This is a genomic window from Streptomyces solincola (assembly GCF_002982015.1).
Classification (GTDB): Bacteria; Actinomycetota; Actinomycetes; order Streptomycetales; family Streptomycetaceae; genus Streptomyces; species Streptomyces solincola.
Map to the genome: position 1 here is coordinate 1 of NZ_PVLV01000252.1, position 11,675 is coordinate 11,675.

General features: G+C 73.0%; 8 protein-coding genes. 4 read left to right on the top strand and 4 right to left on the bottom strand.

What is annotated here, in order from left to right:
- The first annotated feature begins 53 nt into the window (after positions 1-53).
- From C6N75_RS17045 to C6N75_RS17055, 3 genes are all read left to right on the top strand, one after another.
- The gene (locus tag C6N75_RS17045; RefSeq protein ID WP_105869768.1) at positions 54-2,165 is read left to right on the top strand and encodes a transglycosylase domain-containing protein; all 2,112 of its coding nucleotides are present in this window, start codon (positions 54-56) and stop codon (positions 2,163-2,165) included.
- Positions 2,166-2,215: 50 nt separating this feature from the next.
- On the top strand, positions 2,216-3,505 hold the full coding sequence (locus tag C6N75_RS17050; protein ID WP_105869761.1) for a polysaccharide deacetylase family protein: 1,290 nt from the start codon (positions 2,216-2,218) through the stop codon (positions 3,503-3,505).
- A 148-nt stretch (positions 3,506-3,653) separates the two neighbouring features.
- Positions 3,654-4,823, top strand: coding sequence for an amidase domain-containing protein (locus C6N75_RS17055; RefSeq protein ID WP_105869762.1), 1,170 nt, complete (start codon positions 3,654-3,656; stop codon positions 4,821-4,823).
- Between the two features lie 297 nt (positions 4,824-5,120).
- Here C6N75_RS17055 and argG read toward each other — a convergent pair whose 3' ends face one another.
- Positions 5,121-6,542 carry an argininosuccinate synthase gene (gene argG, locus C6N75_RS17060; protein ID WP_105869763.1) on the bottom strand — a complete coding sequence of 474 codons (1,422 nt, stop codon included), beginning with the start codon at positions 6,540-6,542 and terminating at the stop codon, positions 5,121-5,123.
- 207 nt (positions 6,543-6,749) lie between these two features.
- The gene (locus tag C6N75_RS17065; RefSeq protein ID WP_105869764.1) at positions 6,750-7,478 is read right to left on the bottom strand and encodes a S1 family peptidase; all 729 of its coding nucleotides are present in this window, start codon (positions 7,476-7,478) and stop codon (positions 6,750-6,752) included.
- Between the two features lie 201 nt (positions 7,479-7,679).
- Between C6N75_RS17065 and C6N75_RS17070 the strand changes: the two genes are divergently transcribed.
- A complete protein-coding gene (locus tag C6N75_RS17070) occupies positions 7,680-8,600 on the top strand; it encodes a DMT family transporter (RefSeq protein WP_105869765.1) in 921 nt (306 codons plus the stop codon).
- A gap of 160 nt (positions 8,601-8,760) precedes the next feature.
- Here the strand turns inward: C6N75_RS17070 and C6N75_RS17075 are convergent, their stop codons facing one another.
- Complete coding sequence (locus C6N75_RS17075) at positions 8,761-9,945, bottom strand: mandelate racemase/muconate lactonizing enzyme family protein (RefSeq protein ID WP_258177462.1); 1,185 nt, start codon at positions 9,943-9,945, stop codon at positions 8,761-8,763.
- Between the two features lie 127 nt (positions 9,946-10,072).
- Complete coding sequence (locus tag C6N75_RS17080) at positions 10,073-11,332, bottom strand: hypothetical protein (RefSeq protein ID WP_105869767.1); 1,260 nt, start codon at positions 11,330-11,332, stop codon at positions 10,073-10,075.
- Positions 11,333-11,675: the final 343 nt, after the last annotated feature.

Consider the following 11,675-nt stretch of genomic DNA (forward strand, 5'->3'; position numbering starts at 1 on the left):
CTCCGGAGTCCGGCTCTTCCGCCGACGCCTCGACCCGGCGCACCGGATCCCGTATGTCCCGCCCCTCCGCCGCCAAACCCGGGTCCTCCGCCCGGAGCCGGGGCCGCCGCAAGGCCAAGCCCACGCCGGCCGCCCGGCTGACCGCCGCCCTCGGGCCGAGACTGGCGCCGGTGATCGCGGCCGTCACCGCCTTCCTCGCCGCCGCCGTCGCGGTGCTCGGCCCCCGGGTGCGCCGGATGCGGCCGCACTACCCGCGCCCCGGCCGGGCCGGCTGGCGGCGCTGGGTCCCGTCCTGGCGGCAGACCGGCGGCGCGGTCCTCACCTCGTTCGGTCTGAGCACCCTCTTCCTGGCCGTCGCCTACGCCGCCACCGACATCCCGGACAACCTCAACAGCTTCGCCACCCAGCAGGACAACGTCTACTTCTGGGCCGACGGCACCCCGATGGCCCGCACCGGCTGGGTGCAGCGGCAGGCGATGCCGCTGTCCGACGTGCCCGAGGGCGTGCGCTGGGCGGTGCTCGCCGCGGAGAACGAGAGCTTCTACAGCGACCCGGGCATCTCCGCCAAGGGCCTGAGCCGGGCCGTCTTCCGCACCCTCGGGCAGGGCGACACCCAGGGCGGCTCCACCATCACCCAGCAGTACGTCAAGAACGCCTACCTCAGCCAGGAGCAGACCTACAGCCGCAAGCTCATCGAGGCCATGATGGCGCTCAAGCTCGACAACAAGATGAGCAAGGACGAGATCCTGGAGGGCTACCTCAACACGAGCTGGTTCGGCCGCGGCACGTACGGCATCCAGCGCGCCGCCCAGGCGTACTACGGCAAGGACGTCGGCGAACTGAACGCCAGCGAGGCCGCCTTCCTCGCCTCCCTGCTCAAGGGCGCCGGACTGTACGACCCGACGCTCAGCACCGCCAACCACGCGCGGGCCGAGGAGCGGTGGCGCTGGACGCTCGACCGGATGGTGAAGATCGGCAAGCTCTCGCCCGAGGAGCGCGCCCGCTACCGGACGTTCCCCGAGCCGCTGGACGTCAACCCGCTCTACAACACCGGTGAGCAGTCCGACTACCTGGTCGAACTCGCCACCCAGTACGCCAAGAAGACCGCGCACATCTCCGACCAGGACTTCGACCGCGGCGGCTACCAGATCTACACCACCTTCGACAAGAAGCGGGTGGACCAGCTCACCGCGGCCGTCACCAAGGCCCGCGACAAGGCGAAGAAGGACAACCCCAAGGCGGCGGAGCACGCCCACTACGGGGCCGCGTCCGTCGCCGCCGACGGCCGCATCCTCGCCGTCCACGGCGGCCCCGACCACCGCAAGCAGGGCTACAACGAGTCCAACGCGACCACCGTGCGCGCCGGCTCGGCGTTCCAGCCGTTCGTCTACGCCGCGGCCCTGGAGCACGGCGTGCGCAAGAGCCGCGACGGCGCGGCCGAGCCGGTGACCGGCGAGACCCTGTACGGCGGCGACGACGGCGTCCCCGTCACCACACCCGAAGGGCCGTACTGGGACCGCAGCGGCCGCAAGGTCGCCGCCAAGAACGACGGCGGCCGCTCCTACGGGCAGATCTCCCTGAAGCGGGCGCTCGGCCTCTCCGTCAACACCACCTTCATGCAACTGGGCATGGACACCGGTCTCGACAAGGTCCGCTCCACCGCGGAGGCCGCCGGGCTGCTGCCCTCCAGTCTCGGGGCCCAGGTCCCCGCGCTGTCCGGCGGCAGCTCCACGCCCAGCGCCATCCGGATGGCCAGCGGCTACGCCACCTTCGCCGCCGAGGGCCGGCACACCGAGCCGTACGCGGTCCGCAAGGTCACCCGCAACGGGCACAAGGTCGACGTCGACACCCCCGGCAGCCGCAAGGCGATGAGCGCGGAGACGGCCCGCGCGGTGCAGTCCGCGCTCACCGACGCCTTCGCCACCGCCCGCCCGGAGGCCGCCGCGAAGGCGAAGGGCGAGATCGCCGGGAAGAAGGGCACCACCGAGGACAAGACCGCCGCCTGGTTCGTCGGCACCGAGCAGAAGGTGTCCACCGCGGTCGTCGCCTACCGCATCGACCTGTCCAAGAGCCTCGAACCCCTGCCGCTGGAGGGCCTGGACGGCACGGCCGCCGACAGCGTCCCGTACGGCATCTGGTCGGACGCCCTGAGCCCGCTCGGCTGACTACCGGCGCGACCGGCATTCGCCCCCGCCCCCGAGAGATTGAGCCGCAGATGAACAAGCCGTCGGGCCGGCGCCGCAAGGCGCCCGAAGCGTCCCGCCGCCGCCTCCCCGCCCGCCCCGGCGTCCTCACCCTGGGGGCGTCGCTCGCCGTCGGCTCCGTCCTCGCCGGCTACCTGGTGCTCTCCGGCGGCGACGACAGCGCCCCGACCGCGTCCGCGTCGGTCGACTCAAAACGGCAGCCGGTCTCCCGGGTCAAGGGCGAGCCGTGGGACGGCGAGGTCAAGGTGATCGGCGACGGCTCGACCTCGTACACCGGCCCGCAGAAGGACCAGTTGAAGCCCGTACCGCTCAAGCCCGGCGAGAAGCCGCCCCAGTTCGTGGTCTTCTCCTGGGACGGCGCGCTCCAGGGCGACGACGGGCTCTTCGCGCACTACCGGGAGATGGCCCGCAAGCACGACGCCCACATGACCTTCTTCCTCACCGGCATCTACGTGCTGCCCAAGGCCAAGAAGGAGCTGTACACCCCGCCGCAGCACCCCGAGGGCACCGCGGCCATCAGCTTCCCCACCGACGAGCACGTCCTCACCACCCTGGAGCAGCTCTCCGGAGCCTGGAAGGACGGCAACGAGATCGGCACCCACTTCAACGGACACTTCTGCGGCCCCAAGGGCGGCGGCGAGTGGAGCGTGTCGGAGTGGAAGAGCGAGATCGAGCAGTTCTACGGCTTCGTGGAGAAGTGGAAGACCAATACCGGCCGCACCGACCTCGACCCGCTGCCCTTCGACATCCGCCGCGAGGTCGCCGGCGGCCGCGCCCCCTGCCTGGAGGGCCAGGCCAACCTCCTCAAGGCCGCCAAGGGCCTCGGCTGGCGCTACGACGCCAGCTCCGCCGGCGACTTCCAGATATGGCCGGCGAAGAAGAACGGCATCTGGGACTTCCCGTTGCAGATGCTTCCCTACGAGGGCGGCAAGTACCAGGGCCTGTCCATGGACTTCAACTTCCTCTACAACCAGTCCGAGGGGAAGACCGAGGGCGACCCGGCCATGTACCCGCAGTGGCAGCAGGAGACCCTGGACACGTACATGGCCGGGTTCGACCGCGTCTACTACGGCAGCCGCGCCCCGCTGTTCATCGGCAACCACTTCGAGGAGTGGAACGGCGGCATCTACATGAAGGCCGTCGACCAGATGATCGAGAACGTGTGCACCAAGAAGGACGTCAAGTGCGTCTCCTTCAAGGAGCTTGCCGACTGGATGGACGCCCAGAAACCCGCCACCCTGGAGCGGCTGCGCAGTCTGGACCCGGCCCAGTCCCCGGACTGGTCCAGCGTCGTGAAGTGACGGCCGGCGGCCGCTCCGCACGCCCCTGGTGACGGTCCGGTAACACCCGCCCCTCGGCCGCGCAATCCTCTTCACAGCAGGCACACATGCCATGCGAAGATGCCGCTTACCTCGGCGGCCCTGCGCCGGGGACAGAGGGGAAACACCAGTGAAGTCAAGAAAACTCAAGCACACGCGGCGCCGGGCGACGATACTCACGGCGGCCGCCGCATCGGCCGTCGCGGGCGCCGCGCTGCTGCCCAACTGGAGCGCCGGCGCCTCCACGACGGTCCAGCCGCAGGTGGACGCCACGACCAAGGCCACGTTCCAGCGCCTGGCCGACGCGGTCTTCACCGACCGCACCAACGCCCTGGTCGACCAGCCCCGCCGGGGCAAGAAGGCCCTGACGGACGGCTTCTCGGGCAAGGTGGCGCTCTCCTCCGGCGTCGACCGCGCCGAGGGCGACACCGTGAAGCAGCTCGGCGACCGCAAGGAGCGCCTGGCCCGCACCGGCGAGAAGTACAGCGCCGGCAGCACCGCCGTCACCCTGGACCGCACCAGGGTCAAGGGCCGCACCGCCGTCGTCACGGTCACCGAGACCACCACGCTGACCTACAAGAAGGTCAGCGGCGACGAGCCGAAGACCACCGGCTTCCAGGCCCACCACGAGCTGACCTTCAAGGCCGACGACCGGGGCTCCTGGAAGCTGACGAAGGTCCGCGAGACCGGCGACGGCTACCTCGCGCCCAACGCCGTCGCCAAGCCGCGCACCGCCGCCACCGCGCCCAAGAGCACCACCCCCTCCGCGCCCCGCGCGGCCACCACCAGGCGCCCCGCGGCCGCCCCCAAGAACCTCACCGGCGGCGCGTACGACTACAAGGCGATGGCCCGCTACGCCGAGACGTACTGGCGCAACTACAACCCGGCCTACCCCAACTTCAACGGGGCCGGCGCGGGCGGCGACTGCACCAACTTCGTCAGCCAGTCCCTCAAGGCCGGCGGCTGGAAGCACGTGCCGGGCTACGTCTACGACTACACCCGCTGGTTCGGCACCGCCGACATCCAGTCGCACTCCTTCGTCGGCGTCAACGAGTGGTCCTGGTTCGCGCAGAACTCCAAGCGCACCACCAGCCTCGCCAACGTCTACCAGATGGACGTCGGCGACGTGCTCCAGGTCGACTTCGACAAGGACGGGTCCAAGGACCACACCATGATCGTCACCTCCCGCCAGGGTGGCGTGCCCTACCTGACGTACCACTCGACCAACACCCTGCGCCGTTCGGTGACGAGCATCGTCTCGTCCTACCCGAACGCCGCGTTCTACGCCTACCGCACCTGATCGCGGCCCGGCACACACCCCGCCCCGCGTCCTCTCCGTCCGGAGAGGGCCGCGGGGCGCGGTGCGTCGGTCGGGGGTGTGCTCAGGACTGGGGGCGGCGGCCGTGGTTTGCGGCGTTGTTGCGGCGTGCCTTCTTCTTGCGACGGCGCTTGGACGACATGGCTACCTCCGTAGTGCTGGTGTCACGTGTGCCGCCCGGGGGCGGCGTCCTCGCCGCGTACCCCGTTCCGGGCATTCCATGAGCGCCCGCGCCGGTCCCGGGCGTCTGACCGGGACCGGCGCCGCGTGGGACGGGCGTCAGTCCGTGCCGGACTCGATCGCCGCGGCGTCCAGCGCGTCGGAGTCCACCGGCACGCCCTCGCCGTGGCTGCCGGCCGCGATGGTCTCCGCGCCGCCCGGGGGCAGCTCGCCGATCAGTCCGCTCCAGGCGGTGAGCTGGCCGCCCGCCGCGTACTGCTCCAGCTTGCTGCGCGAGTCGGCGATGTCGAGGTTGCGCATGGTGAGCTGGCCGATCCGGTCGTCCGGGAAGAACGCCGGGTCGGTGCTGCGCTCCATGGAGAGCTTCTCCGGGTGGTAGCTCAGATGCGGGCCCTGGGTGTCCAGCACCGTGTAGTCGTTCCCGCGCCGCAGCCGCACCGTCACGCTGCCGGTGACCGGGTGGCCGACCCAGCGCACCAGGCTCTCCCGCAGCATCAGCGCCTGCGGGTCGAACCAGCGGCCCTCGTACAGCAGCCGTCCCAGCCGGCGACCCTCGCCGTGGTACATCGCCACGGTGTCCTCGTTGTGGATGGCGTTGAGCAGCCGCTCGTACGCCAGGTGCAGCAGCGCCATGCCGGGCGCCTCGTACACGCCGCGGCTCTTCGCCTCGATGATCCGGTTCTCGATCTGGTCGGACATGCCGAGCCCGTGCCGGCCGCCGATCGCGTTGGCCGCCATGACCAGGCCGACGGGGGAGTCGAAGGACTCGCCGTTGATCCGCACCGGGCGGCCCTGCTCGAACTCCACGGTGACGTCCTCGGCGGGGATCTGCACCGACTCGTCCCAGAACCGCACGCCCATGATCGGGCTGACGATCTCCAGCGGGGTGTCCAGGTACTCCAGCCGCTTCGCCTCGTGGGTGGCTCCCCAGATGTTGGCGTCGGTGGAGTACGCCTTCTCCGCGGAGTCCCGGTAGGGCAGGTCCCGCTCGCTGAGCCAGGCCGACATCTCGTGCCGCCCGCCCAGCTCCTCCACGAACGAGCGGTCCAGCCAGGGCTTGTAGATCCGCAGCGCCGGGTTGGCGAGCAGCCCGTAGCGGTAGAACCGCTCGATGTCGTTGCCCTTGTAGGTCGAGCCGTCGCCCCAGATGAAGACGTCGTCTTCGCGCATCGCCCGCACCAGCAGGGTGCCGGTGACGGCGCGGCCGAGCGGGGTGGTGTTGAAGTACGCCTGGCCGGCCGAGCGGATGTGGAAGGCGCCGCAGGCCAGCGCGGCCAGGCCCTCCTCCACCAGCGCCTCGCGGCAGTCGACCAGGCGCGCCTTCTCCGCGCCGTAGGCGAGTCCGCGTTCCGGCACGTCGCTGAGGTCCGGCTCGTCGTACTGGCCGATGTCGGCCGTGTACGCAAAGGGGACCGCGCCGCGCTCACGCATCCACGCCACCGCGACCGACGTGTCCAGCCCGCCCGAAAACGCGATGCCGACGCGCTCACCCACTGGAAGCTTATTCAGTACCTTGGACATGTATGTATCGTAGGCCCTCATCCCCGGATCGGTCACATTCCTGCTGTGAACAGCCATGAAGTCGCAGGTCCGGGCCGCTGGGCCACCTTCCTCGCATCCTGCCTCCCTGCATGATCATGCTGCGTGGCGTACGGCCGGGCGGAGGACACGGCGGCGCCCCGCACCATGCAGGTGCGGGGCGCCGTCTCGCTGTGCGGGAAGCGGGGGTCAGACCCCGGCCACCGACCGGATCCAGGAGCGGTAGGCGGTGACGTTGGTGTACGCGGTGGTGGTCTGGCGGTCGCTGGTGGACGCCACGCCCACCTGGACGCCGTTCGCCATCATCGGGCCGCCGGAGTCGCCGCCGGCCGTGATGCCGTTGCCGCGGCGGGCGCAGATGGCCGAGCCGCCGTAGGCGTCACCGCAGCCGCCGGTCACCGTCACGTTCGCCACCTTCAGGTAGCGGGACTGGCAGTTCGCCTCCGAGCCGCACTGGGAGGTGGCCCCCCAGCCGTACACCTGGACGCTCTGCCCGACGCTCACCGAGCCGGGCTGGCCGAGCCGGGCGTAGGTCGCCGAGACGGACCGGTCCAGCCTGACCAGGGCCAGGTCGGAGCTGTGGGTGTAGGTCTGCACGCCGTTGGCGAGGGTGCCGCCGCTGTGCTGGTCCAGGCTGCCGATGCGGAACGACAGCCCGCCGCCGCTGACGCAGTGCTTGGCGGTGAGGATCCAGGTCGGCGCGATGATGGTGGCTGAACAGGTCTCGCGGCCGTTGGACAGCAGGCGCGCGGCCCAGGGACCGCTGGACGCCTGGCCGCCGCCGATGATCGGCTGCACGGCGGAGGTGCCGGGGCCGGCCGGGACGGGGGCGGGAGCCGCCGCGGCGGTGGGGGCCAGCAGCGCGAGCACGGCGGTGGCCGTGGCGGCAGCGGCCGTAAGGAGCTTGGGGATACGCAAGGCTTCCTCGTTTCGGGTATGGCGAAGACACGCGTTGGGGACCGCGTGTGGGGGGTCTTGGCCGCACCAGAATTGCGAAGGCGGCGTGAACTGGGTACTAACAACCGGCCATAACACCGGGTTATCGCCCCTCGTGGCCTGCGCGTTCCGGGCCCGGACCCGTTCTGACATGATCACGGCGTCCGAACAAGGAGCCCGCCGATGACCACCGCCACCGCCACCGCCGCGAACCGCCGTGCCTGGTTGACCGATCTGCCGCTGCTGCTGGTCGCGGCGGCGTGGGGCTCCAGCTATCTGGCGGCCAAGGGCGTCACCACGGCCCAGACCGTCATGGCCGTGCTGTTCCTGCGGTTCGCCCTGGTGGTGCCGGTGCTGGTGGCGGCCGGCCGGCGCCGGCTGCGGACGCTGGACGGACCGGCGCTGCGCGGCGCGGGCGTCCTGGGACTGATCCTGGCGGCCATCTTCGTCCTGGAGACCTACGGGGTGGTGCACACCTCGGCCACCAACGCCGGGCTCATCATCAGCCTCACCATGATCATGACGCCGATCGCGGAGAGCCGGCTCAGCCGCACGCCGCTGCCGCGCCCGCTGGCCGCGGGGGCGGCGCTCTCCGTCCTCGGCGTCATCCTGCTCACCCAGGGCGCGGGCTTCACCGAACCGTCCCTGGGCGATCTGCTGATGCTCTGCGCCGCCGTGGCCCGTACCGTCCACGTGCTGGCCATGTCCCGGATGCGCGGCGTCCGGGACGCGGACGCGCTGTCCCTGACGACCGTGCAACTCGCCACCGCACTGGCCGTCTTCGCCCTCCTCTGCGCCGCCCCCGGCTCCGGCGCCGCGCCCTGGCAGGCGGCCGCCGCCTTCGACCCCGGCGACTGGCTCGGCCTGGTCTACCTGGCCGTCTTCTGCACGCTGCTCGGCTTCTTCGTCCAGATGTGGGCGGTACGCCGCACCTCCCCCTCCCGGGTCAGCCTCCTGCTCGGCACCGAACCGGTCTGGGCCGCCGCCACCGGCATCGCCCTGGCCGGCGACCGCCCCGGCTGGCTCGGCCTGTTCGGCGTCGTCCTGATCCTGGCCGGCACGGCCTGGGGCCGCACGGCGCTGCCCCAGGCAGACGGGTCCTAGCCCGCGCCGGGGTCCTGCCGGCTGCGCGCGTTCACCTCGGCGAGCTGCGCGCTCAGCGCCTCGGACGCGGTCGACGCCCGCCTCGCCTTGCCGGTCCCTTGGCCCGACCCGTGTGCCGCCACCTGCCCGGTGACGCCTCCCCTCCCTCCTCGGTCCGGCCCTAGGCGAACACCTCGGGCCGCGCGTCCAGGCCGTGCCCCAGGCCCGGGGCGGCCGGCACCGCCACCCGGCCGGTCTCCGCCGCTCCGGCGAACGCGGCCGGGGCCAGCGGCTCGGCCTCCACCAGCAGCGGGCCCACCAGGTCGGCCGGCACGGTGGCGTGCGGCAGGGCCGCCGACAGATGCGCCGCCGCCAGCGTCGCCACGCCCAGCTCCGGCATGGTGCCCACCTTCACCGCCAGGCCCGCGGTCTCGGCCAGCGCCGCGATCTGCCGCGCCCGGAACAGCCCGCCCACCTTGAGGACCTTGATGTTCAGCACATCGGCCGCGCCCCGCCGCACCACCTCCAGGGCGTCGTGCGCCGACTGCACCGACTCGTCGGCCATCACCCGCACCCCGCCGGCCGCCCGCAGCGCCGCCATCCCGTCCAGGTCCCAGCGCGGCAGCGGCTGCTCCAGCAGGTCCAGACCGGCGTCCGCCAGCCTCGCCGCCGTACGGGCCGCGCCGGACGGGGCGTACCCCTCGTTGGCGTCCAGCGACAGCTCCACCGCCTCCGGCAGCGCCGCCCGCACCGCCGCCACCAGCGCCACGTCCCGCGCCGGGTCCTCCCCGCCCTTCAGCTTCACGTGCCGGAACCCGGCCCGCGCGTACCGCACCGCCTCCTCGGCCATCTCGTCCTCGGTGCCGAGCCCCACCACCCAGGCCGTGGGCACCGAGCCGCCCGGCCGCCCACCGCCCAGCAGCAGGTGCAGCGGCCACCCGGCGGCCCGGGCCACCAGGTCGTGCAGCGCCATGTCCAGCGCCGCCTTCGCCAGGTGCTGGCCCCGGATCGCCGCGTCCATCGCCGCGTGCGCGCCCGCCAGGTCCCGCGGGTCGCGGCCGAGCAGGGCCGGCCCTGCGTGCTCGTCCACCGCGGCCCGCAGTCCGGCCAGCGTCTCCCCGGTGTACGCGGTCATCGGCGACGCCTCGCCCACCCCCCGCGCCCCGTCGGCGGTGCGCACCTCCACCAGCAGGCTCACCAGCTCGTCGCTGCCGCCGCTGCTGATCGCGAACGGGCGGCGGTAGCGGGCCCGCACCACCCCGGTGCGCACCGAGGCGACACCGGCGGGCGTGTCCAGGGCGGTGACCAGCCGGGGCACGGCGGCCCCGGTGGCCGGCAGGGTGGCGGCGGGCTGCTTGGGCTGCACGGGCGTACTCCTTCGTCCGGGCCGGACGAGGCCCCGTCCGGCGGCTGTTCCGCGACTGGCGGGGGCCGCGACGTACCAGCCGTACCCGGTGGCGCCCCCGCGCCCCGCCATCGGCACCCGACCGGCCCTACAGCCGCACCCGGTAGACCAGCGGCGGCCGCCCGGTGCGGCCGGTCCCGGCGGCGACCACGGCCGGCTCGGCGACCCCGGCCCGCTCCAGCCTCTTCAGGATGCGGCGGGCCGTGCGCTGCTCCACCGCCAGATGCTCCGCCACCAGACGGGTCGTCAACCCCTCGTCCTCCCGGCCCCTCGACAGCTCCCGCAACCGGTCCAGCGTCCCCGGCCGCAGCCCCGCCCGGTGCGCCAGCAGCGCCGGATCGTCCGCCGCGCCGCCCGCTGGTGCGCCGCCGTCCGGGGCGATCACCACGTCCACGTCGCCGGCCAGCGACACCACCCCGGCCACCGGGCCCGCCGCCCGCGCCCGGCCCACCGCCCGGCGGGCCAGCGCCTCCGCCTCGGCCGCCGTGCGCCCCAGCCCGAACCCGGCGTGCGCCCCGCCGTGCCGTGCCGCCGCCTGGAGGAACGGCATCCGGGTGAACCCGGACGTCGCCGACTCCAGCGCCCCACGGGTCGTCACCACCAGCGCCCGCCCGTCCGGCAGCCCGGCCAGACTGCCGCCGAGCGCCCGCACCTCGTCCGGCCCGAGCCCGGCCCCGCCCGGCAGCTCCACGATCCCCAGCGCCACCCGCGCGTCACCGTCCCGGCGGCTCGCCGCCGCCGGCGCCAGTGCCCGCAGCACCGCCCGTATCGAATGGCGGGAGGGCGCGAGGCGCACCGTGTGCGTCCGGTGCTCCAGCGCCCGGTGCGCCGAACCGAGGCAGGTCACCGCCACCCGCGCCCCGCCGTCCCGGGCGGCCGCCAGATGGAAGTCGACGATCTGCTCCGAGGTCAGCCCCGGCCGGTGGGGCAGCACCCGCACCCGGTCGGTGGGCAGCTTCGCCTCGGTCATCGTCTCCAGCACCTCCTCGCGCCGGAGCGTGTCCACCGACACCCGGGACACATCGTGCCCCAGCTTCAGCAGCTCCACCAGCGCCCGCAGCAGCGTCGCCCCGTGGTACGGCACGTACATCGCGGGCCGGTCCAGCAGCCCGTCCGCCTCCGCCCGCGCGTACGGCACCACCCCGGTGAACAGCAGCGCGTCCGCCTCCGCCCGGGCCCGCGCCACCCGCTCGGCGGTCTCGTCCTCGTGACGGTACGCCAGCGGCAGCAGCCTCACCGGCCCCGTACCGCCTCCGCCCGCGCCGCCGTCCGCCGCGCCCGGGCGGCCCACCGCCAGCACCTTCGTGACCAGGTCGTCGGGACCTATGACGCCGACCGTCAGCGGCATGGGGACGTCTCTCCGTTCGGCAGGCGGCGCGGCGCGTACCCCACCGATGTGGACCGCGTACCCCACCGATGTGGACTGCTGCTGTCACGCCTCGTTGACGGCCCCCGGCGGGAGTTCTACTTTCGGCCCAGACCGTAATTCGCGTGCTGCCGAGAGGATAGTCCCCCGATGCCGCCACGGGAACTGCCGCTGCCCACCGTTCTGGAACCGAGGGGAAGGACGTTCGGCGAGGAGGAGCGCGCGGCGGTGCTGCGGGTTCTGGACTCCGCCGTGCTGTGCGGGGCGTTCGGCACCGAGGCCCGCGCGCTCCTCCTCGCCGAACGTCCTTCCCCTCGGTTCCAGA

Bases quoted from the DNA above. Each gene is read 5' to 3' on its own strand.
- C6N75_RS17070 (WP_105869765.1), top strand. From the start codon at position 7,680: ATGACCACCGCCACCGCCACCGCCGCGAACCGCCGTGCCTGGTTGACC.
- C6N75_RS17080 (WP_105869767.1), bottom strand. From the start codon at position 11,332: ATGCCGCTGACGGTCGGCGTCATAGGTCCCGACGACCTGGTCACGAAG.
- argG (WP_105869763.1), bottom strand. From the start codon at position 6,542: ATGTCCAAGGTACTGAATAAGCTTCCAGTGGGTGAGCGCGTCGGCATC.
- C6N75_RS17050 (WP_105869761.1), top strand. From the start codon at position 2,216: ATGAACAAGCCGTCGGGCCGGCGCCGCAAGGCGCCCGAAGCGTCCCGC.
- C6N75_RS17045 (WP_105869768.1), top strand. From the start codon at position 54: ATGTCCCGCCCCTCCGCCGCCAAACCCGGGTCCTCCGCCCGGAGCCGG.